23 protein-coding genes and 2 pseudogenes are annotated in these 21256 nt (G+C 68.5%); 17 read left to right on the top strand and 8 right to left on the bottom strand.

From position 1 onward, the window contains the following. Positions 1-21 precede the first annotated feature (21 nt). Together ACIQRL_RS33590 and ACIQRL_RS33585 are read left to right on the top strand one after the other, a co-directional pair. On the top strand, positions 22-1119 hold the full coding sequence (locus tag ACIQRL_RS33590; protein ID WP_401338655.1) for a hypothetical protein: 1098 nt from the start codon (positions 22-24) through the stop codon (positions 1117-1119). A gap of 153 nt (positions 1120-1272) precedes the next feature. Beyond that, positions 1273-2055, top strand: a complete 783-nt coding sequence (locus ACIQRL_RS33585) for a dienelactone hydrolase family protein (RefSeq protein WP_401338652.1) — start codon at positions 1273-1275, stop codon at positions 2053-2055. 801 nt (positions 2056-2856) lie between these two features. Here ACIQRL_RS33585 and ACIQRL_RS33580 read toward each other — a convergent pair. Further along, positions 2857-3548: pseudogene (locus tag ACIQRL_RS33580) on the bottom strand (IS5 family transposase); the annotation flags it as partial. A 74-nt stretch (positions 3549-3622) separates the two neighbouring features. Here ACIQRL_RS33580 and ACIQRL_RS33575 point away from each other — a divergent pair. Further along, positions 3623-4183 (top strand): winged helix-turn-helix domain-containing protein, encoded by a 561-nt coding sequence (locus tag ACIQRL_RS33575; RefSeq protein WP_401338650.1) that lies wholly within the window; start codon positions 3623-3625, stop codon positions 4181-4183. A gap of 192 nt (positions 4184-4375) precedes the next feature. Here the strand turns inward: ACIQRL_RS33575 and ACIQRL_RS33570 are convergent, their stop codons facing one another. Continuing rightward, positions 4376-4813, bottom strand: a complete 438-nt coding sequence (locus ACIQRL_RS33570; RefSeq protein WP_401338649.1) for a hypothetical protein — start codon at positions 4811-4813, stop codon at positions 4376-4378. A gap of 36 nt (positions 4814-4849) precedes the next feature. Here ACIQRL_RS33570 and ACIQRL_RS33565 point away from each other — a divergent pair, with 36 nt between their 5' ends. Next, the gene (locus tag ACIQRL_RS33565) at positions 4850-5521 is read left to right on the top strand and encodes a DUF6415 family natural product biosynthesis protein (RefSeq protein WP_401338648.1); all 672 of its coding nucleotides are present in this window, start codon (positions 4850-4852) and stop codon (positions 5519-5521) included. A gap of 207 nt (positions 5522-5728) precedes the next feature. Beyond that, on the top strand, positions 5729-6397 hold the full coding sequence (lexA, locus tag ACIQRL_RS33560) for a transcriptional repressor LexA (protein WP_401338646.1): 669 nt from the start codon (positions 5729-5731) through the stop codon (positions 6395-6397). Between the two features lie 144 nt (positions 6398-6541). Here lexA and ACIQRL_RS33555 read toward each other — a convergent pair whose 3' ends face one another. Next, a complete protein-coding gene (locus tag ACIQRL_RS33555; protein ID WP_401338645.1) occupies positions 6542-6853 on the bottom strand; it encodes a hypothetical protein in 312 nt (103 codons plus the stop codon). Between the two features lie 808 nt (positions 6854-7661). Continuing rightward, positions 7662-7970: a DUF6233 domain-containing protein gene (locus ACIQRL_RS33550; RefSeq protein ID WP_401338644.1), complete on the bottom strand. Its 309-nt coding sequence runs from the start codon at positions 7968-7970 to the stop codon at positions 7662-7664. Between the two features lie 189 nt (positions 7971-8159). Here ACIQRL_RS33550 and ACIQRL_RS33545 point away from each other — a divergent pair, with 189 nt between their 5' ends. From ACIQRL_RS33545 to ACIQRL_RS33515, 7 genes and pseudogenes are all read left to right on the top strand, one after another. Further along, the gene (locus tag ACIQRL_RS33545; protein WP_401338701.1) at positions 8160-9128 is read left to right on the top strand and encodes a hypothetical protein; all 969 of its coding nucleotides are present in this window, start codon (positions 8160-8162) and stop codon (positions 9126-9128) included. Between the two features lie 179 nt (positions 9129-9307). Further along, positions 9308-9484, top strand: coding sequence for a CsbD family protein (locus ACIQRL_RS33540; RefSeq protein ID WP_401338643.1), 177 nt, complete (start codon positions 9308-9310; stop codon positions 9482-9484). Positions 9485-9756: 272 nt separating this feature from the next. Continuing rightward, complete coding sequence (locus ACIQRL_RS33535; protein ID WP_401338700.1) at positions 9757-11850, top strand: SpoIIE family protein phosphatase; 2094 nt, start codon at positions 9757-9759, stop codon at positions 11848-11850. A 168-nt stretch (positions 11851-12018) separates the two neighbouring features. After that, positions 12019-12273, top strand: coding sequence for a hypothetical protein (locus ACIQRL_RS33530; protein ID WP_401338642.1), 255 nt, complete (start codon positions 12019-12021; stop codon positions 12271-12273). Between the two features lie 956 nt (positions 12274-13229). Further along, positions 13230-13568 carry a MerR family transcriptional regulator gene (locus ACIQRL_RS33525; protein WP_401338640.1) on the top strand — a complete coding sequence of 113 codons (339 nt, stop codon included), beginning with the start codon at positions 13230-13232 and terminating at the stop codon, positions 13566-13568. Between the two features lie 632 nt (positions 13569-14200). After that, positions 14201-14506, top strand: a complete 306-nt coding sequence (locus ACIQRL_RS33520) for a DUF6300 family protein (protein WP_401338638.1) — start codon at positions 14201-14203, stop codon at positions 14504-14506. A 218-nt stretch (positions 14507-14724) separates the two neighbouring features. Then, positions 14725-15364: pseudogene (locus ACIQRL_RS33515) on the top strand (SpoIIE family protein phosphatase). Positions 15365-15419: 55 nt separating this feature from the next. Here ACIQRL_RS33515 and ACIQRL_RS33510 read toward each other — a convergent pair. Both ACIQRL_RS33510 and ACIQRL_RS33505 read right to left on the bottom strand, forming a co-directional pair. After that, positions 15420-15791 (bottom strand): resolvase, encoded by a 372-nt coding sequence (locus tag ACIQRL_RS33510; RefSeq protein ID WP_401338636.1) that lies wholly within the window; start codon positions 15789-15791, stop codon positions 15420-15422. Positions 15792-15839: 48 nt separating this feature from the next. Beyond that, on the bottom strand, positions 15840-16313 hold the full coding sequence (locus tag ACIQRL_RS33505) for a MarR family winged helix-turn-helix transcriptional regulator (protein WP_401338635.1): 474 nt from the start codon (positions 16311-16313) through the stop codon (positions 15840-15842). Between the two features lie 41 nt (positions 16314-16354). Here ACIQRL_RS33505 and ACIQRL_RS33500 point away from each other — a divergent pair, with 41 nt between their 5' ends. Then, a complete protein-coding gene (locus ACIQRL_RS33500) occupies positions 16355-17257 on the top strand; it encodes an alpha/beta hydrolase (RefSeq protein ID WP_401338633.1) in 903 nt (300 codons plus the stop codon). Positions 17258-17286: 29 nt separating this feature from the next. Here the strand turns inward: ACIQRL_RS33500 and ACIQRL_RS33495 are convergent, their stop codons facing one another. Together ACIQRL_RS33495 and ACIQRL_RS33490 are read right to left on the bottom strand one after the other, a co-directional pair. Next, positions 17287-17583 carry a Tn3 family transposase gene (locus ACIQRL_RS33495; RefSeq protein ID WP_401338698.1) on the bottom strand — a complete coding sequence of 99 codons (297 nt, stop codon included), beginning with the start codon at positions 17581-17583 and terminating at the stop codon, positions 17287-17289. Between the two features lie 68 nt (positions 17584-17651). Then, positions 17652-18896 (bottom strand): alpha/beta hydrolase family protein, encoded by a 1245-nt coding sequence (locus tag ACIQRL_RS33490; protein ID WP_401338632.1) that lies wholly within the window; start codon positions 18894-18896, stop codon positions 17652-17654. A gap of 76 nt (positions 18897-18972) precedes the next feature. Between ACIQRL_RS33490 and ACIQRL_RS33485 the strand changes: the two genes are divergently transcribed. The 4 genes from ACIQRL_RS33485 (at position 18973) to ACIQRL_RS33470 (ending at position 20856) form a co-directional block, all read left to right on the top strand. Next, entirely contained in the window at positions 18973-19380 is a 408-nt protein-coding gene (locus tag ACIQRL_RS33485; RefSeq protein ID WP_401338630.1) for a hypothetical protein, read from the top strand. A gap of 9 nt (positions 19381-19389) precedes the next feature. Next, positions 19390-19608: a helix-turn-helix transcriptional regulator gene (locus tag ACIQRL_RS33480; protein WP_401338629.1), complete on the top strand. Its 219-nt coding sequence runs from the start codon at positions 19390-19392 to the stop codon at positions 19606-19608. Between the two features lie 48 nt (positions 19609-19656). Beyond that, positions 19657-20448, top strand: a complete 792-nt coding sequence (locus ACIQRL_RS33475) for a transposase (RefSeq protein WP_401338626.1) — start codon at positions 19657-19659, stop codon at positions 20446-20448. A 177-nt stretch (positions 20449-20625) separates the two neighbouring features. Beyond that, the gene (locus tag ACIQRL_RS33470; RefSeq protein WP_401338625.1) at positions 20626-20856 is read left to right on the top strand and encodes a hypothetical protein; all 231 of its coding nucleotides are present in this window, start codon (positions 20626-20628) and stop codon (positions 20854-20856) included. The last annotated feature ends 400 nt before the right edge of the window (positions 20857-21256 follow it).

Here is a 21256-nt window from a genome sequence, read left to right as displayed (position 1 = left end):
TGTCTGTGGCTGGAAGACACCGTGACCATCGCCGCTCGTCTCATCGCCACCATTGCTGCTCCGCTGGACCCAGGGGCGGCAGAGGCTCCGCAGGTGCTGTGCTGGCCGAACCGCACGCTCCTGGTGCAGCGTGGTGACGCTGAGGTAGTGGCTGTCGATGTTGATCAGCCTGATGCCGGTCGCGGCGCTGAGATCCGCTTCCCAGCGCCCTGGCCCCGCCACTTTGGGACGGTGACGGTGTCACCGGAGCGGGATGCAGCGGTGTTCGCTGGCGTCCACGCAGTACGGTCGGTGGGGGCGACCGGTGCGATGCGGTGGGAAGTGCGGCATGGCTGCTGGGGCGGCTGTCCTCGGCTGCACGCGTCGTTCCACGAGTACGCGGACGACAAGGACCACTTGTATGCGGACAGCGGCTCGGCCGCCGTCAGCCCAGACGGCGAGCTCGTCTGGGCACACGTCCGCGGGCCGCTGGCCAGCGACGGGAACACAGAGGACGACCAGGAACAGTGGGTGGTTCTGGACGCCGCAGCCGGAAGGGCCGTGGGACGTGTGAACACCGGGACCGTGGCCTCCAGTTCCGAGCACACGTCTCACCCAGACCCTTCGCAGATGGGGCTTAGCCTCGGTGAGGGCGAAGAAGGGTCGCCCGTGCTGTGGGGACGATGGGACGGGCAGCAGTTGACCGCCGAGCCAATTGGCATCGAGCGGATCCTCCTCGCGGTGAGCCCGTCTGGTCGGCGGCTCCTGACTGTTCCCATCGGGCAGTGGTCCCTCTCTCTTCACCAGTTGGAGCACGGCTCGAAGGTCGCGCGGAAACTGGACGCCACGGATGCCGTGCCGGCGCACCCGCAGAACAGCGGCAACGACAGGGTCTACTGGGACTTCGAAGCGGCCTTCGTTGATGAGGACACCGTCGTTGCTGGAACCTCCGAATGCGATGCCCGGTATGGATCGGTCCGTCACTGGCTGGTCGACGTACAGGGAATGGACCTGCTTGGCGAGATCTCCTACCCCGTCCCCGTCTCGGGACCTGCGCGCGCAGCTGGGGGCGGCAGGTGGCACACGATCTCGAAAGACGGGACTACCGTGCACCTGTGGGGGCTGGCCCAGGAGAACTGACGTTGGGCGGGTGACGCTCGCGCCATTAAGAGGTCATCTCATTTGGTCTGTGAGCGGTAGTGACTGAGGGCCGAGTGACGCTTGGGTAACAGCGGGCCGTACCAGCGCCCCAGTCGCCCGCCGGTTATGACGTGCTCCTGCTTGGATGGCTACGTGGACGAGGCAATCGAGTGGACCGACCGCCGCATCGTGGACGGCGGTGTCGTTGAGCAGGGATTTCGTTTGGCCGGAGAAGCCGGCGTCGTTCCTGGGGTGCTCTGGTTATCGCCATCGCCTATCTCATCACCTCCTCCACTGGTCCTGCTGGGGCACGGGGGCAGCGGGCATAAGAGAAGCGAGCGAATCGGTAGTCTGGCTTGCTGGTTCGCGTCCCATGCTGGCCTTGCCGCACTTGCGATCGACGGGCCTTACCACGGCGATCGAGTCCCGGGCCCCATCCCGGCCGCGGAGTACCAGGCCCGCATCGCCGAAGAGGGGATCGACGTCGTCCTCGATCGGATGGCGGACGACTGGAAGGCGGCTGTGGACGCCCTCGGGGCCTTGGGCATCGCGGACACTGACAACGTCGCCTACCTGGGAATGTCCATGGGAGCACGGTTCGGCATCCCCCTGGCGGCCGGCCTGGGCGACCAACTCCGCTGCGTAGTCCTCGGCAAGTTCGGCCTCCGGCAAGGACCATCCCTGCACAAGGGCCTGGAAGCGCCGAAACGCACCGCGATGGACGCCCGACTGATCACCGCCCCAGCCCTGTTTCACGTTCAATGGCGCGACGAGATCTTCCCCAGGGACGGCCAGTTGGCCCTCTTCGACGCACTAGGGTCACAGGACAAGCAGCTGGTCAGTTACGCCGGTCCCCACGCCGAAACAAAGCTCGTTGCCATGGCCCTTTGGCGCGACTTCGTGTCCCGCCACCTGGCATCTCACGTCAGGCGGTGAGTCGGCGATAGCAGATGAGGGTGCAGGCGATGCTGGTGAAGGCCAGGAAGTGGTCGGCTTTGCGTTCGTAGCGGCGGTGGAGTCGTCGGCAGCCGGCCAGCCGCGCGGATGGGTCGGCCGCGCGGTGAGGTACCTGCCGTGGCAGGTCCTGTTCCGCGCGGCATCCCGCCGAACCGGACGTGACGGTTTCCCGTCATCCGCTCTCCAGTGACTACAGCGTGAGTCAGGCTGCTCGCGCAGGACACAACCGCCGTTGCGGCGATCTGCATTTCGCATACCTCCCGGGTCTGGTGTGTCCGAGCCACCTGGCCCCCTTCGCCCTGTGGACGGCTTTCCCGTCCTCCCTGGCCGGTCGTTAATCCGGCGACTACTACGGGGCCTCCGTCGCCCTAGGACTCGCGTCCCGTAGGCGATCCCACGTTCGTCTCTGTCCGTACGTTCTAGCGCGAGTTAGGCGTCCCACTCATCTCCTTGAATGCCCTCGCTGGGCATCGCTCCGCACCCCGGAGGTGCACGGGGGCACGATCGAACCCCGTGCAGGGTGCGGCGCCGGTTTCAGCTGTCCTTCCGGCGGATGAGAACTTGCATCTGCTGGAGATTGGGCTTCAAACAATCCAGTCTTCGCCATGTCGCGCGGGCCTCCCAGCACCCCGTCTCCGACAACTGAGCCCGGTCACTGGTTTCCTGACATGCTGTTGTCCCCTTCACCTTTCGGATCCAGGTAAGTCATCAGGCCCAGGAACCTCCTTCCGAGTTCCTCCCGGCTGAACCGGGGATGCAAACAGAGCGCCTCGTGGCGCACATGGTGCGTTCGACAGTCCATCGGTGGCGGCCGAGGCGTTCGGAGGACTCGATGCCTTTGCGCGCGATGCGGTGGGTGACACCGCGTGTGCGTAACCATCGTCGCAGGTGGGAGTAGTCGTAGCCCTTGTCGCCGTGGAGCTTGCCCGGCTTGCGGCGGCGAGGTCCGCGGCGGGAGCGGATCGGCGGGATGCCGCGCACCAGCGGCTCCAGAGCCTGGCTGTGGTGAAGGTTCGCGCCGGAGATCCCGACGGACAGGGGCAGACCGGTCCGCTCGGTGATCAGGTGGATCTTTGAGCCGTATTTGCCCCGATCCACTTGATTCGGACCTGTCAGGTCCCCCTTTTCAGGGCACGCATGTTCACCGAATCGATCGCGCAGCGAGACCAGTCCAGCTCGCCACGGGCACCGAGTTCGTCGAGAAACAGGCGGTGCAGTTTCGCCCACACCCGGGCCTTCGACCACTCGGTGAAGCGCCGATGGGCCGTGGCCCCCGACGGTCCGAACGACGCTGACGGCACCTGCTGCCACGTGCAGCCGGACGTGGCCACGAACACGATCGCAGCCAGCACTTCCCGGTCACCGTGCCGGCGCCGACCTCCTCCCTGAGGGCGTGAGGGGGCCTCCGGCACCACTCGTTGGAACAACTCCCACAACTCATCCGGCACCAGCCGCTCAACGATCCCCACCACAGCCGACAGCCTACTCACCAAATGAGATGACCTCTAAGGGAATAGCGCCTGCCAGCACCCAGTACTCCTGGGGCGTGAGATACGCGCAGGGCGGCGGGCTGACCGACACCGAGAGGGGCAAGCGGGAGCGACTGCGGCTTCAGGCCGTGGAACGCTTCGAGACCGGACAGAAGAGCGCAGAGGTCGCTGCAGCACTGCGAGTAAGCGTGCGGTCGGTGGAGCGATGGCGCCGGGCCTGGCGCGAACAAGGCGAGGCGGGGCTACTCTCGAAGGGCTCGCCGGGCCGGTCGAAACTCAGCGAGACCCAGGTCGTCAGGCTGGAGCAGGAGCTGGAGCGCGGTCCGCTCGCCCACGGCTGGGGAGACCAGAGGTGGACGCTGGCACGAATCAAGACACTCATCGGCCGGCTGTTCCACGTCTCCTGCACGGTCGAGGGCGCCTGGCAGCTGCTCAAGCGCCACCGCTGGTCATGGCAACAGCCCGCCCGCCGCGCCATCGAGCGCGACGACGATGCGGTCGAGGTCTGGAAGAAGGAGACTTGGCCGCGGGTAAGAGCACCGCGGCGGAACGCGGCGCCTGGATCGTCTTTGAGGACGAAGCCGGGCAGTCGATGGGCTCAGTCAAGATTTCCGTGACGGGGTGACGCAGCGTCATTTCGGTCAGGTGGGCGCGCTGGAACTGGTGGCCGTCGTCTCCGATGCGCGCCAGCGCCGCTGGACGGACGCGCGCCGACGCCTGGACGAGCGGGCTGCCCCGCTCGCCGTGCAGGCCGGCGACGGCAACATCGCCTGCGGTCTTCGGCCCCACCAACGTAGCCCTGCACGCCATCAGCATCGAGACGCTGGCCGGTGACGCCGCAGAAAGGACTCCGCCTGGCCGACCAGATCGACACCGCCCAACTGCCCAGCTGAGAACGCCAGTTCACCCACATCCTCGAGCTGGCCGGCTGCCACGCCCTGCGCCGCGACGACGCAGCCGTCCTGGTGCACCTTCTCGACATGGAAGCCCTCGCCCCGGAGGACCTGGCCCGCAGCCCACTGGCCCGCAGCCTGGCTCTCCAACTGCAGCAGCGCATCCGACCAGTCTTCCGCCGCCAGGTCGACGCACTCGTCGAACGGCTGCAGCTCACGTGAAAGCGCCACCGAACCGCCGGTTCGCCCGAACTCACAGTTCGGGATCCCCGGCGGCACCGGGCCTACGGTCGCCAGAACACCGAACCGACGACGAGGACCCGACGTGTTCAACCAGCCCGCAACCATGGACATCGCGGCCGGCATGCGGCTCGCCCAAGCGGGAGTGACGTGGGACGCCGTCAAGGTACGAGCTTCCTCGGCCTCCAGGCCCTCCAGCACATCGAGCACCCCGGCGCGGTCGCCGTCGATCCCCACTCCCCGGAGCCGATGCTCTATTTCTTCGTCCCTGCGGGCACCACCGCCTGCTGGGACGTAGCTGACACCACGCCCCTCCACGACACCGACGGCACCGTCCACGTTGTCCTTCCGCTCCCGCACCGGGAAGCCGCGCCCGGCCCGTACTGGCTGCTGCCGCCCTCGAACGGACTGACGCGGACCGCAACACTCCAGCGCGCGCTGGAAACCGCACACGGCCGACGCGACTCCAGCCCACGCCTTCACAGCGACCTCGACGCAGCGCGGACCGACGCAGCCCGGCTCCTCGGCGAGGACGCCGAACTCCCGGAAACCACGTGCCTCCCGCAGCTCATCCACACGCTGCGCGGACACCTCATGGTGCTGATTCCCCACGTCGAAGACCTCTCCCAGGCCCCGTCCTGCGCTACCGGTCCCCGCAAGGCGGCCCTGGCGGGCGTCGACGAAGCACGCAGACGACTGGACGCAGCCCCCGGCCAGACCTACATCAGCGAGATCAAACACGCCCAGGACCTGGCACGCTCGGTCGAGGCACTCTGCCGCCACGCCCAACAAGTCCTGACTACGGGCGTCGCGACGTCATAGTGGGCGCGGCACCATCGGGCTTCCGTCACGCGGTTGAGCAGCCAGCCGTGCGAGGTCTGCCGGCCAGTCGCGCCAGGTCGGCAGACCGGCTGTAGGGCACGCCTCCCCGCAGCCCGGTGCCAAGGAGTTCCGATCAAGGCGTTCCATTTGCGCCAGATGGCGAGTTAAGGTCGCGTTCCGCGAGGGTCTTGCACGGAGGTGCCCGGGATGGAAGCCGCACCAGCACGCCGGGGCCGCCCCCCAGGCATACAGACCGTTGAAGGCGAGCTGACATCCCGCCAGGCGGCCATTGTCCGCTACATCACCGAGTCGGTCGCCCGGCAGGGCTACCCGCCCTCGATGCGGGAAATCGGCCAGGCCGTGAACCTGTCCAGCACCTCCTCCGTGGCCCATCAACTGGGGCCGCTGGAGCACAAGGGAGTCCTCTTCCGCGACCCACACCGTCCTCGCGCTTACCGCGTGCGGCCCTCCTGGGCCCCCGAGCTCGGCACCCGGAGCGCGGAGCCGGTCGAGGTACCGCTGGTTGGAAGGATCGCGGCCGGCGCACCCCTGCTCGCCGAGGAGATGATCGAGGACGTCTTCTCCCTGCCCCGGCAGATGGTGGGCGAGGGCGACCTGTTCGCCCTGGCCGGGTCCGGCGACAGCATGATCGACGCGGCGATCTGCGACGGCGACATCGTGACCGTACGCAGACAGGACAGCGCAGACCACGGCGACATCGTCGCAGCACTCCTGGAAGACGGGGCCACCATCAAAGTGCTGCGCAGACAGGACGGACAGGTGTGGCTCATGCCCCGCAATCCTTCCTACGAGCCCATCCCCGGCGATGAGGCGCAGATCCTCGGCAAGGTCGTCGGCGTCCTCCGCCTGCTCTAGCCCCCGGTTCGGTCACCTCCTGTGGCCCCCATCGACCCCGGCGGCGCGAGAGCCGTCCCAGCTGCCGGGCGTCGGATCGAGCAGCTGGCGCCCCGTAGACCTGCCGGCCCCCGTCCCTGCCCGGTGTTCGGCGGGACGGCGCGGTCACGGCGTCTTCCTGGCTGCGGCTGCCAGCTCGGCAAGGTGGGCAAGCATCAGTTCGGGGCTCTGGGTTTTGCCGGGCACGCGTGCACCGTCGGGCGCGTGGGCGGTGAAGGGGTGTCCGGCTATGACCAGGTGCGGTTTCGGGAGGACCACTGATCCGCAGAGTCCTGCGTCCGCGGGGGCCGGGCCCTGGTACAGGAACATGCGGAGCAGCCCGTCGGGTCCGATGCCGGTGACGAGGCAGTGGCCGGAGGGGGTGATCTCGGTGACACCTTGGTGGTAGATGTCGATGTCGGCCAGAGGGAAGATCACGCGGCTCTCCTGGGGTCCGTGAGCTACGGCATCGTTGTGATGCCACGCTCAGAGGCTAGGTCCACACGGAGTGTGAGACAGCGGATGCACGGCCTTGGCATGCCGCCGAGCACCAGAGGGAGGGGAGATCGCAAGCCACACGACGCCGCCGCACTGCGCTCGGCCCGCAAGCTTCTCGCCCGACGCGCAGACGGCAAGCGGCCGCCCCATCGGCTGCCGCAGCCGCGCGTCCGCGGCCACGTGCCCCCGTTCCTCGATGCCCGCGAGCAGGCCGCCGACACAATCGCCGCTCGCGACCGCGCCAACCGTGTTCAGCGCGCCTACACACGTGGAAGAAGCACGCAGCCAAGAACAGGAAGCCGAGGCGGAACGCTGGTGTCAGGAACGGGGCCTTGTAGCTGATCCCGTCCCGGTCCGGGCGTGTGAGCAGTGCGGCGGGTCGATCAGCAGCCCACCCGGCGAGGACCCTGAGTCTGCCCACCCGAGGACGGCCAGCAGAAACTCACCACCGCTGGCACCTGCATCGAGATGGCCTCCCGCCTCCTCAAAGCTCCCCTTCTCGCCATCGCCGTACGCGGACGCATCAAACGCTGAACACTGCTCCGTATTTCAAGGCTCAGCTGGACCTGCTGCCAGTCTCCCCGGCGTACGCGACCATCTGCCGCCCCAGGAGGCCGAGCTGGGTGATTGTTGCCTGTGTAAGTAAGCGCGCAGCAAGGGTGCTGGTCATCAGGGTGTCCTGCTTCCGGGTGAAGGGTGGATTGATCACCGCGAAGACAGCCTGAGGCCGGAAGGTGCGGGGTGCCGGTCAGTGCATCGCGGTGGAGGGGGCCGGGCCGGCGGATAAGTCGAGGATCTGCAGCGCGGTGTCCGGTTGGCAGTAGCCGCAGGCGCGTACGCCGGAGGTGAGGAGGCGGCGTGCTTCGTCGCGCGGGACGGGGCGTTGGCGTTTGCCCGCGGCGTAGCAGCCGCCGATATGGACCTCGATGGGCGGGCGGCCGTTGCCGAGTTCGACGACCCAGTCCGGCTCCTCGGGCCGCCTCTGGCGGCCCTGCTCCTGTTCGGCCTCCCGCTCCTGGAGGGCGGCGATCTTGGTTTCGATGCGCTGCAGCCACATGGCATGTCATACCCGCAGGGTGAGCAGTCGCGCCAGGTCAGGCGGCAGGTCATCGAACGTGTTTCCGATTCTAGATCCAGAGGCCACCGGGGTCGCCGACTCGCGTGTTCGAATCCTAGTTCGATAACGTGGGTAGGGGAGGTGGGTGCTGTGGAGACAGGGACCGAAGCACGGCAGGGGGCGAGCGTGATGCATCTGCGCTTCCCGGACCGACTGCCGGAGGACCTGTACCGGCAGGTCCTCGAGCAGGTGGCGGAGTTTTCCCCGGTCGTCCAGGCGCTGCCCCCGACCGCCGCCCTGGCGGAGCTTCGGGGCGCGCTGCGCTACCACGGTGTGGACGCCGCCCGGCTGGGAGAGGTGCTGCGGGTGCGGACCATCTCGAGGCTGGGCGTCGACGTCCGCGTCGGGATCGGCCCCTCCATCACCGTCGCGGCCACCGCCTCCAGCCGGATCACCGGCCCGGGCGGGGTTCTCGCCATCGCCCCCGACCGGGTCGCGGACTTTCTCGGACCCCTTCCGGTGGAGGCCCTGCATGGCATCGGACCCCGTCAGGCCCAGGCCCTGCACGACTATGGCGTCCACCGCGTCGGCCTGCTCGCCGCGATCCCGCCCGCCACCGTCCAGCGCCTTCTGGGCGGCCGGGCCGCACGCCAGGCCGCCGACTGGGCCCGCGGCGTCGACCCCCGCCCCGTCGTCCCGCGCACCCTGCCCGCCACCGCGAGCGTGAGTCGCACCTTCCCCCGGCACACCCTGGACGGCGCCGCCGTCCGCGCCGCCCCCCTCGACATGGTCGTCACCCTCGCCCACCAGCTGCGCCGCCGCGACCAGGCGGCCCAAGGTCTGACCCTGACCCTGCGCTTCGCCGGCGGCACCAGCTGGGAGAAGACCCGCCGACTGGCGGAGGCCTCCGCACACGACGACGACCTGCGTGCGATGGCCTACCGGCTGATCGACGCGGCAGGACTACAACGCGGCAGGATCACCGCCATCACGCTGAAAGGCGAAGACCTGATCGCCGCCGACCAGGTCGCTGAGCAGATCAGCCTCGACCAGGCACGCGAAGCCCGCCTGGTGGCCGAAGAGGTCGGCGACCGCATCCGCGCCAAATTCGGGCCCGACGCAATCCGCCCCGCCAACACGCTCCTGCGCGTCTTCTGACTCCTCGGACCCATCGCGGAGGCGAGGCTCGTGCCGCTCCCCTGCCCGGATTCCGGGGCCTGATGCCTCGCCTGTTGTCACCCTGGCTGTGGCCTGTCTCGTGCAGCGCTTGCCGAGCGATATGTGTATTTACGCTCTAGTTTGTCCCTGTCGCCGATTTCTCATACAAGGAGCAGGACATGGCCGACAAGGGCGGTATGGACAAGGCCAAGGGCAAGGCCAAGGAAGCGGTTGGCAACGTCACCGGCAACGACCGGATGAAGGCCGAGGGAAAGATGGACCAGGCGGAGGGCGAGGCGAAGGAAGCCGTGCACGACGCCAGGGACTCCATGCCCGGCAAGCGCAGCAAGCACTGAAGCGCGAACCGGTAGAGGGGCCCGCCTCCGAGAGGACGGGCCCTCCACCGGAGCCCTGGCGATGAGATGGGGCTGCGCAGCAGGAGCGGGTCGGGGTGGGCGGGTTGCCGACGTCCGTATGCCTCGCATCGCCCTGGTCGCGCAATATACGGGCGTATTGTCGCAATGTGGGGCACGTCGTCATGCACCGTGGGCGATCCCCCTCCCGCGATGCCCGCCCGTGGGGATGGGGATGTGTGGTGTCCAGCCGCAGCGAGAAGCCCGGCGTCGGGATGCTGGATGACGCCCTGGCGGACACAGTGCGCCGCACCGGCGCTTCCGCGGGCGGGGTCTACCTGCTCGACGAGACCGCGCAGGTGCTGGCTCTTGTGGTGATATGCGGCGTACCGGTAGAGGTCGCGTGGCCGTGGCGACGAGTGCCGCTGGGCGCACCCGTGCCGGTGAGCGATGCGGTCCGCGAGGACCGGCTGGTCTGGGTGGGATCCCAGGACGACATGGCCCGCGCCTATCCCCGCGCCGCCGCGAGCCTGCCCTACCGTTTCGCGCTTGCCGCGACTCCGCTGCAGGGCAGGGGCCGGTGCTGGGGCGCGCTGATGCTGTTGTGGCCCGCCAGCCACCCTGCCAGCGCCACCGCGCGCGAATGGGGCCACATCGGCTCCGCGGCCCGGCGCATCGCTCGCCTCCTGGACGAGGCCGCTGTACCGCCTGCCGTGCCGGAGCATCCTCGGCTCATTCCGGCCGGCGCGGTCGCCCGCCCGCACGGCGGCCAGTTGCCGCAGGCCGCCGTGGACTACATCGAGCGCCTGCCCGAAGAAGCACTGTCCCTGGACCTCCAGGGCCGGATCACCTTCCTGACCGCCTCAACGGAATCGCTGCTCGGCGTCGATGCCGGCCGACTGCTGGGCACCCGCCCCTGGCAGTCCCTGCCCTGGCTGGACGACACCCATATCGAGGACCACTACCGCACCGCCGTCATCAGCCGTGACCCGGTCACCTTCACCGCTCTGCGGCCTCCCGACACCTGGCTGGAATTCCAGCTCTACCCGGACGCCAGCGGCATCAGCGTCCGCATCACCGCCACCCCGGCACCCGAGCACGGCCCGCCCGGTCCCTCCCGAGCATCGCGGTCCACCGGTGCCGCATCTACACCCCCGCAGGTCGGGCGCCTGTATCAGCTGGTGCACCTGGCAGCCGCATTGACCGAGACGGTCGCCGTTCGCGACGTCGTCGAGCTCATTGCCGACCAAGTGCTGCCCGCCTTCGGCGCGGACAGCCTGGTGGTGTCGGCGAACGACGCCGGCCGCTTGAAGATCACCGGGCACCACGGCTACGACCAGCAGACGATCGACCGACTCGACGGCCTGCCGCTGGACACCGACCTCACCCCCGCGGGACAAGTACTCGCCGACGGCATCCCCTCCTTCTTCGCCAGCCCCCGCGAGATGGCCCGCCGCTACCCCAGAGCGCCGCAGATCAGCGGCAAACAGGCATGGGCCTTCCTGCCGCTGGTCGCCTCCGGCCAGCCCGTGGGCTGCTGCATCCTCTCCTACGACCGGCCCCACGACTTCGGCGCGGACGAGCGCGCCGTGCTGACCTCGCTGGCCGGGCTGATCGCCCAGGCCCTGGACCGCGCCAGGCTCTACGACGCCACCCGCGACCTCGCCCGCGGCCTTCAACAAGCTCTCCTGCCCCGCAACCTGCCCTCCCTGCCGGGCCTGGAGAGCGCCGCGCGTTACCTGCCCGCCAGCCGCGGCATGGACATCGGAGGTGACTTCTACGACGTCATCCGCATCGACGCCACAACCGCCGCAGCCGTCATCGGCGACGTCCAGGGCCACAACGTGTCGGCCGCCGCCCTCATGGGGCAGGTCCGCACCGCGATCCACGCCGCTGCCGGCGCTCCCCCCGACCAGGTCCTGGCCCGGACCGGCCGGGTCCTTGCCGACCTGGAAACAGACCTGCTCGTCTCCTGCCTGTACGTGCACATCGACCTCGCCCGCCAGGAAGCTGTCCTGGCCAGTGCAGGCCACCCACCGCCGCTCCTGCACCATCCCGCCATGCCGCCCGGCGTCATGGAACTCGACCCAGGCCCCCTGCTCGGCATCGACCCAGACCTCTCCTATCCCCTCACCGTCCATCCGATCCCTCCGGGAACCACCCTCGCCCTCTACACCGACGGTCTCATCGAAGTTCCCGGCATCGATGCCGATCAGACCGCCAACAGCCTTGCCCGCCAGCTTGCCCATCACAGTGGGCAAAGTCTCGACCGCCTCATTGATGTCCTCCTTCACCACGCCCGGCCCACTGCCCACTACACCGATGACATCGCAGTGCTTCTGCTGCGCACCGGTCCACCGCCCCCGTGAGCTCTCCACGGGCGCCGGAACCAGGCCGGCCCCGTTGCTACCACCGGGTGAGCGATAAGACCCCCAGGGTGCGGGGGACCCTACGCACCTTGCCCGGTCAGCCTCCACGCGGCTCCCACCTCGCTGAGCGGCGAGGGATTTGGCTCTCGTGTGGGGTACACGGCGCCCATGAACGCCGAAACGCTCACCGTGCTGGCCGCTTCGTATGGCGGCGCCCTGTGGCTGATGGCGGCGGGCATCGCTGTCGTCATCATCCTGGTCGTCGCATTCTTCATCGGTACCCGACACTCTGCCCGGCGCCGTGTGACAACGACTGCGCCGCAGGCCGCACAAGCACGCCGTGACCTGACGGATCCCGCACACCGCGGCGACGGATGGAGCACACCCGACGACGACCCTGAACAAGGGCATCCCCACCGCTGATGGCGCAGCATCCACGCCGTGCCGCGCAGCCCGGACGCCCGCCGCAGCACGCGCGGCAGCCCGTCCCGGCTCACGAAGAGGTCACGACGGCTGGTGATCGTACCGACCTCAACTCGGACGGCTCGCACTGCTCCCTGCGCCGTGCCTCGACGGCGCCCGGAGGGTGGCCGCGCTGTTCGACTCCGGTTATCTCCTCACCGGCACAGCGAAAATCTGTGTTGGCTGGAGTAGACATTGGCTGATCGGCTAGCTATGGTTTCTCTCGTAGCCAGGACGACAGCAGGGCTCGGCAGACACGAACTGCCGGGCGGTATTACGCAGTTGCAGTTGGTAGGACGGTGCGGTGGTGGAGTTCCGAAGCCAGGGTTGTCGTAGGACGGCGACGGGGCTGACGACCGGACCGGGTGGCCCGCAGTGATCAGGGGCCACCGCGTGCAGGACCGAAGGTGAGTTGCAGTAGCCGTTAGTGCAGTTCGCGGTATCCCGCAGTGCAGGTGTGTGGGTGGTACCTCGGTGAAGGCGTCGGCTGCGGGCGCGCGCATCGGGAGGTTCGGCAGTGGGGTTCTAAGCCAGAGCAGGTGCAGGACGGGCGACGGGGCTGGCTGCCGAAGAGTGGCGCTGGGAGAGGCCACTTGGTAGTTCGTATCACCAGTAGTACGCAGTAGAGCAGTACCAGCAGTGGAAGTTGATTGATCCCAGAGGGAATGAACGGAGGAGCGAGGCGCCATCAGGATCGCCCGGGTGGAATGACGAGCCCGGGTACCGCAGGACATCGATAGTGAGGTGGTCTCCGGTCGAGCAACCGCGATCCCCGCACCCGCTTGCACCCCTCGTGAGCTCGTGCGGATACAGAAGGCCGGTGCAGTATCAGGGCCGGCTGATGGTGTAGCAGTTCCTTCGGGGCCCTGGCACACATGGTGCCAGGGCCCCTCCACGCGTTCTATGAGAGAGGTGCAATGACAGCAGACGACTCGTACGGCCGGCTCGATGATGACGACTATCCCGCTTACACGATGGGCCGGGCCGCCGAACTCCTGGGCACCACCCAGGGTTTCCTTCGTGCGATCGGCGAAGCCCGCCTGATTACCCCGCTGCGTTCCCCGGGCGGCCACCGTCGCTACTCCCGCTACCAGCTGCGCATCGCCGCCCGCGCGCGTGAGCTCGTCGACCGGGGCACGCCGATCGAGGCCGCGTGCCGCATCGTCATCCTCGAGGACCAGCTCGAAGAGGCCCAGCGGCTGAACGCCGCCTACCGCCGCGAGGCCGGAACGCCGGACCCCCTGGCCGCGGCGTAAGACGGCTTGGACCGGCAACTCGGGTTCCCTGGCGTGATCGTGTCCCAGCTGGGGACCGGGCGGATGAGCGGGCACTTGACCGCGCCCGAAGAACAGTCATGACAGAAGACGGAACTTTGTTGACCACGCGTCCAAAGCCTCGTCGGGCTGGATCGGCCGAGGCCGTCCGACCCCCACACCGGGGGTCAGCCTGATCCCCGGTCCGTCCCCGACGGCATAGAGCGGCGCCGCCCCGGCGGGCCACGCCGACGACGGCACGTCTGACCCTGCCCGCTTCGAGGCCCTCACCCAGCTCTCGATTCGCCCGCTCGTCTCGTGCCCCACTGTCGTACTCGGACGGTGGGGCTTCGTCGCATGCATAACCATTTCTGCAGTTCAAAGAGACTCAGGAGGTTCTCCCACGCCGGGCGGGGGCTGTTCGGTGCGCGGGGGGAACAGGACGTTCTCCAAGGCGTCCAGCCCGAACAAGATGAGGACAAGCAGGATCGGCAGGAGCAGAGCAATCGCGGCCATGGCGCCTCCCGGTAGAGCAAAGATCACGGGAATGCGATAACGCAGCGTCCTGGCCAGACTGGCCCGAACGGGGGGACGGCGCCAGTTCGACCCAAGAGCGCGTAGGCCATCCGGGTGAGATGCGAGGGGCGACGTTTCGGACGGTTCCCGATGCTTTCGTGACCGGCGTGTGGATAGACCTCTGCCCGGCCTGCGACGCCCACCGCCCGCCCCGCCCCGCCGCGCCTGCGTTCATCCACTGGTACCGCGACCCGGACCGCGACCTGAAGGCGCTGCCCCAGCTCTTCGAGGACTGGGAAACCGAGACCATGCACACCCGTGGTTGGTCGCGTACCACGCCGGACCGCCATGGTGGCCGGGAAGACCGACACCGTCCGGGCCGCGTACATGGAAGGGCCGCTCCATCGCCGGCTCCCGACCGCTGACTGATCCCCGGCTCACCCACGGCCTGCCTGCGTCGACCAAAACCCGCACCCCCGGACGGAGGGCTGTCGGCCTTCTCCCCGTGACTGTTGGGACGGGTTGCCGTTGATCGTGAGTGGTGCCCAAGCTGGGATGAGGGTCGGTGGAAGGGGCTGCTGCCGTGAGTGGTGGAGAAAGTGGACTTCCCCGGCTGCTGACCGCCGCGGAGACGGCGGCGCCGGTGAACGCCGTGGACGTGGTCGCGGAGGACCTGCGGCGGCGGTTCGAGGCGACGGGGGTCTCTTTCCTCATCGTGGACCTGACGGGGAGGGCGGTGGCGCGGCTGTCCACCGCCGGAGCGGTGGAGGCAGGTCGGGAAGCGGAACGCATCCCGATGTTCGGCAGCGTCTACGAGCAGGTGATCCGTACTCAGCGCCTGTATCAGGAGGCGGCAGGGGAGGGGCAGCGGGTGATCGTGCCGGTCACCAACCGGGGCGACGCCATCGGACTGCTGGAACTGGTCCTGCCGACCGCGCCAGGCGACGATGTCCTCGCTGCCGTGGGGGACGTGCCCCACCCCTTCCGTGTCCAGGACATCGACCTGCGCCCCGGCGACCATCTTCTCCTGCTGACGGACGGCATGCTCGAGCATCACGGCAGCGAGGTCGACCTCCTCGCCCTGCTCGAGGCCACCCGGGACCTGCATCCACGGGGGGATCACGCTGCTGCTGACGTCCGCGGTCCGGGACGCCGCCAGAGGCCGGCTCGAAGACGATGCCACCGTGGTCTGCCTGGACTGGCACGGACCACAGAAGACCCAACGCCACGTCAACTCGGGTGCAGACGTCCGGCAGGCCTCTGGCGGCCGCACGACCACGTAGACGGGATCAGGCGCCCCTCCCGAAGGCCGTGTTCTCGTATAACTGCCGCTACCCGTCAGGTAGCAGAACGTGACTGACTGCCGAGATCCGTAGAGGAGGCATGCAGGTTGACGCGGTTCGCGTACTCACGGCGGGCCTTGCGCTGCGCCGGGACCGCCGCGGTGCCGTCGAGCCGCTGGCGGATGTCGAGGAGTCGGCGGTGGATCGAGAGCACGGCGGTGACGCGCAGGATGTAGCCCTGGCCGCGTCGTACAGTGATGCCCTGGTCGAGCGCGGCCCGCTCGGCGGGCTCCAGGTTGCTGGCGGGGAGGAAGTCGGCGACCTTGCCCGGCATGTCGAGGACGACCGGCAGTTCCGGGGCCTGTGCGCCCGGGGCGACGGCCGTGTGCTCGGGCAGGAGATCGGCGACGGCGGTGCGGCGGGCCACCGGCTCTGTCGGCGGCCGGGCGTCGAGCTGTTGGCTGGGCTGGCGCTTTCAGCCGGTGGGAGTGCCGACCTGGTCGCGTTCGAGTGCGGAGCGCAGATGGCGGAGGGCCCGGGCGGCGGCTGCCGTCGCGGTCTGGTCGAGGGCGCCTTCGACCAGCTCGCTCAGGCCCCCGGCGAAAGTGGTCTCGGCGGCATCGAGGAGCTGTGAGCCGTCGTCGGTCAGCGCCAGGAGTGAGGACCTGCGGTCCGACGGGTTGGTCTGGCGGACGATCCATCCCTGCTTCTCCAGGCGGTCGGCGCCCTTGCTGGTCGCGCCGGCGCCGATGGCGAATTCCGCGGCGAGGTCGGCCACCCGCGACCCCGGGTGCTCGCGCAGGAACCGCAGGAACTCGAACTGCGACGTCACGATCCCGTGCCGCTCGCGCAGGCGGTCGTTCAGCGCGTTGTACAGGCGCGTCTCGCAGCGGACAAGATCCGCGAAGAATCCCTGGAGGTCGGCGACCCCATCTGATTTATATGCCACGGCATATAGTGTAGAGGAAGCCATTCCACAGGAGGAAGCACATGAGCAAGGAACAGCTCGCCAAGGTCGAAGCGATGCTCCGCCAGCCCCGGCCCGAGGGCCAGCGCTCCGTCGCGGAGCTGCGCGCCGGGTTCAGGGCACTCATGGACACGATGATCGTGCCCGACGACGTCCGCGCCACTCAGACCACGCTCGGCGGCCGACCCGCCCTGCACGTCACACCGGACAACGGCGCGCGCCCGGGCACGATCCTGTACTTCCACGGTGGCGGCTTCGTCTTCGGCTCCCCCGAGACCGCGCTGTCGCTGACCGCGCAGCTCGTCTCGAAGACTGGGTTCGACTCGTACTCGGTGGACTACCGGCTGGCCCCTGAGCACCCGTTCCCGGCTGGTCTGGAAGACAACCTGAGCGCTTACCGCGCCCTCCTCGACAGCGGCCTGGACCCGTCCGTCATCGCGTTCGCCGGGGACTCCGCCGGCGGCGGCTACTCGGTCACCACCGCCCTGGCCGCCCGCGACGCGGGGCTTCCGCTGCCCGCCGTGATCGTGGCCTTCTCCCCGGGCTTGGACGCCACCCGGACCGGGGAGAGCATGACGACCAAGGACGGCGTCGATCCGATCTTCACCCGCGAGGCCGTGATGTACACCGGGGCCATGTACCTCGCCGGCCAAGACCCCGAGCAGCCCCTGCTCAGTCCGGCCCTCTTCGCCGACCTGACCGGGTTCCCCCCGCTCCTCATCCAGGTGGGCACTAACGAGATCCTCCTCGACGATTCCACCCGCCTCGCCGCCCGCGCACGCGACGCCGGAGTTGACGTCATCCTTGACATCACCGCTGACGCCCCCCACGTCTTCCAGGCCTTCGCCGGCGGCACCCTCGACGAAGCCGACCAGGCACTCGACCGCGCCGCCCTCTTCCTCACCCAGCACATCTCCACGCCCTGACGCCCCAACCGCACCAGTGCGACGGGGCATCACCCCGAGACCGCGGCCGTGTCATCGGCGGGCGTGCGCGGCCCCGGCATGGTCCGGGCGGTCAGGTCCAGGTCGAGGCGCCGATTCATGTCGAGCTCGCACCGTCCGTAGGGATTCACGTGCGTCCAGAACAGCGGGGAGAGCGCGCGCCGGTCCGCGTCGGTGAGGGTGTCGGCCCACTTCGGGTCGGCAAGGACTTGCCGCATCAGCAGCGTGTTGACGTGGACCAGGGCGGACTGGAGCAGGTGCAGCGCGAGCATGCTGACCTCCTGGGATTCCTTGTCCGCACCGGGCAGGTCTGGCAGACAGCTCTGACAAAGGCCCCTGAGAAATTCAGACTAGTGGTCCGGGTACGGCCGGTGCCTCATCGGAGGAACCGGATCTGCGGATAGCGGGGTGAGGGGCGCCGGAGCAGGTGGTTGTCGAGGTGGCGCAGATGAAGATCGAAGAATGCTCGTACGTAGTCGCGTTGGGCGTGGATGGCGTGGCGCGGGTCGAGGGTGCCGATTGCTTGCGTCACCTGGCTGGGCGTCAGCCCGAGGATGGGCGCGGCCTGGGGTAGCAGTGTTTCCAGGTCGGTGAACGAGGTGTGTGTGGAGCCGATGAGGGCCAGTTCGCGTTTCCAGCCGTACTGGCTGGCCCAGAACTGATCCCAGCTGGGATCCTCCGGGCCTGGGCCGGGGTCGCTGCCGAAGAGCAGGAATGGCCGGTTGGTGCCGGCGGTAGCGGGTGCCAGGAGGCTGCCGTCTAGGTTGACGCCGGCCCGCAGGCGCCGGTCGGCGCGGATGGCTGCGGCGGCTGTGGCGCCACCGAGGGAGTGGCCGAGCATGCCGACGCGGGGCAGGTCGAACGCGCCGGTGAGGGTGGGTGGCAAGGGTCGCCGTTCGGCGTCGGTGTTGTGTCCGGCGTTGAGCGCGGTGACCTGGTCCAGCACGAACCGGGTGTCCGCGGTGCGGATGGCGAGGGCCTTGGCGATCAGGGCGTCGTCGATGTCGCCAGTGATGGCGAAGGTTTCCACCCGGCCGCCGGGGAACTCGACTTGATCAGCGTCGTAGGTGTGGTCGATGGCCACGACCAGATAGCCGTGGCTGGCCAGTTCCTCGATCAGAACAGTGCCGAGGCTGCGGTCGCTGAGCAGGCCCGGTGAGTACAGCACGACCGGCCTCCCGCGCCGGCCGCGGTCCACCGGTGCGGCCCGATGGGCGTGCGTGGTCGGCAGCAGCAGTGTCCCGGGCGGGATGCCCTGTTCCCGCTCGAAGAAGGTGGCGGAGCCGGGTGGCATCCACGGCGCGACCGGGTGGTCATGGGCGGCGTGTGCCGGGTACCAGAGCTGAATCATGAGTTCCCGAGCCGGGCGGGAATCCTGCCAGGGGTCGACGCGCGTCCGGTCGACGAGGTGCACGGCGACCGTGCCCAGGGGATGCGGACCGGTTGGTGCGGGCAGAGCAAGCCGCGCCGGCGTCGGCGTGGGGTTGGCGGCGAGCGGCGAGGCCGCGGCCGGTCGGGACTGGGCGGATGCCGCGGCGGCCATCGGGACGGAAGTGATGGCTGACGCCACGGCGGTGCCGAGCAGCGCTCGGCGGGTCAGGAGCCGTCTCTCGTTCAGCATAGCCAGAATGTAAGGTTTGCCTTCCATGAGGTCAAGAGTGCTTGACTTGATGGAAGGGAAACCTTACATTCCTCTCATGGTAAAGCAGGTGGAGCAGGACCAAGTGACGCGCGCGGCCCGCCGCGCTGTGCTCATCGACGGCGTACCGGTGTCTGTTATGGGGGTGATAGCGCTGGCGCTGGGCAGCAGCCCCAATCCGAGCACCGCTCAGAAGGCCTGGTGGATCGCCACCACCGCCGTGTTCACCCTCGCAATCGCCTGGGTGCTGCTGCGGGCATTCCGGCGCGCGGACGAATACCTGCGCAGGATTCAGTTGGAGAGCATGGCCATCGCCTTCGCCGCGGTCCTCGTGGGGCTGCAAGCGGCTACCCTGCTCGATGCCGCAGGCGTCATCCAGCTCCATCAACTCGCGCAGGTGATCATCCTTGGCGGCGTGGCCATCTCGATGACGATCGCCGACTTGCGTACCCGTCTGAACCGGTGACGGCACCCTGTGAAGAACCGACTCCGTGAACTGCGTGCAGCTCGCCGGTGGAGCCAGGCCGACCTGGCCGACCGGTGCCAGGTCTCCCGGCAGGCCATCAACGCCATCGAAACCGAGCGGCACGATCCCAGCCTGCCTCTGGCGTTCACCATCGCCGACGTCTTCGGCCTGGCCATCGAGGAAATCTTCCGTCCCGACCGGACGGAAACGACGGGTAGCCCGGCCTGACCGCGAGTCTTTTCGCTGGAAGGGGTTCGCCGCGCATGTCACCGAGACGTGTGCCTCCGACAGCGTCAACGTGATCACGGACGTGGCCACCACCTCGGCGGCCACCAACGACGGACAGGCACTGCCCGGCATCCACACCCGCCTGGCGCGTCGCGGACTGCTGCCCGCCGAGCACCTGGTCGACGGCGGCTACACCTCCCTGGTCCGCCTGGAACGAGCCGCCCGCGAACACCAGATCACCGTCAGCGGCCCCTGCCGGGCAACCCCACCCGCCAGCACCGCAAGAACGACGGCTTCGACCGGGACGACTTCCACATCGACTTCGACCGCCGACAGGTCACCTGCCCCCAAGGCCAGGTCAGCGCGGGCTGGCACGGCCTCTACCCGACCTCCTCACCCGCCGCCGCCCCGCTGATCGTGGCCCGGTTCACCAAGAGCCAGTGCCGCCCCTGCCCGGCCCGCACCCGCTGCACCACCACCACCGCCGACAGCGCCCGGACCGTGGGATTTCCCCCACGAGAACTCCGCGACCTGCAACTCCGCGTCCGCGCCGACCAGCAGACACCCGACTGGAAGGCCCGCTATGCGGTCCGCTCCGGAGTCGAGGGCACCATCAACGAGTTCGCTCACGGACACGGCATGCGCCACTGCCGCTACCGAGGACAGCCGAAAACCCACCTGCAACATGTACTCACGGCCATCGCCGTGAACAGCGAACGCCTCAGCGGTCTGCCACCGATTGAGGAAACCCCCTCACCACGGCCACCGACCGCCTTCCAGATTTTCCTGGACCAGAACGACATCCCCCGGTCGAAGTCCTGCCGAACGCTGGGCAGTTGACCTCGACTACTCCAAGATCCCCGACAGAGTCAAGCTGAGTATCTGTTCCTGACCCCGGTGGCTTGATCGCTTGAATCGGGGGCAGGTGGGGCCTGTGTCATCTGCGCCGCCTCTGACCTGCTCACCCGGGTCCGCCATCCCTTGAAGCAGGCGGGGTTCCATCTCGTTGCTGAGGACGTGGAGGACAACAGGCCGGGAATTTCGGTGACGGAGGTGCCGACCGGGGTGCTGGTGCGGTGGACGGCCTCAGACGGGTTCGCCTCGCTGGCGAAGGATCAGCCGGGCGCCTCAGGCGACAGCATGCAGGCGATCGTGCAGGCCGCGGTTTCGGGCTTGTTGGTTCAGCTTGGACACACTGTCACAGAACCATCAGACGGTGGTGACCTGCTTGTTTTGGCTGACGAGTAGGAGATTCGCAGAGTGCCCTTGCCGGCCTCCGGAACGCACGGGCTCGGTAGCTGGGGTTACAGGCGGGCCGAGGGTCAAGGAGATGGCCAGCTCCTTCTCGATCAAGCGGCCGTTCTTCTCGGTGGGCTCCCGTCGCCACGGCGACTGCCGATCCCGTCGCCTCAGCCTCATGCGGTTCCGCTCGGGGAACGGTCACCGTGACCGTCTCCCGAACGCCTGTGCAGAGTTCCATTTCGCCGTAGAGGGGTCTGACCTGTGGAAACGGGGTTCAGAATCAGATACTGAACCCCGAGGACATACCGCAGCGGCCGGGCCACCGTCACGAGACGGTGGCCCGGCCGCTGCGTGCTTAAAGAGCGTTTTGTCCTGGTGAGGTTGTTTGGTTCGGGGTTCAGGTGTC

It is taken from the genome of Streptomyces sp. NPDC091209, assembly GCF_044757755.1.
Taxonomy (GTDB): Bacteria; Actinomycetota; Actinomycetes; order Streptomycetales; family Streptomycetaceae; genus Streptomyces.
The sequence above is the reverse complement of the archived record's forward strand: the minus strand, read 5'-3'. Positions and strand labels throughout refer to the sequence as shown.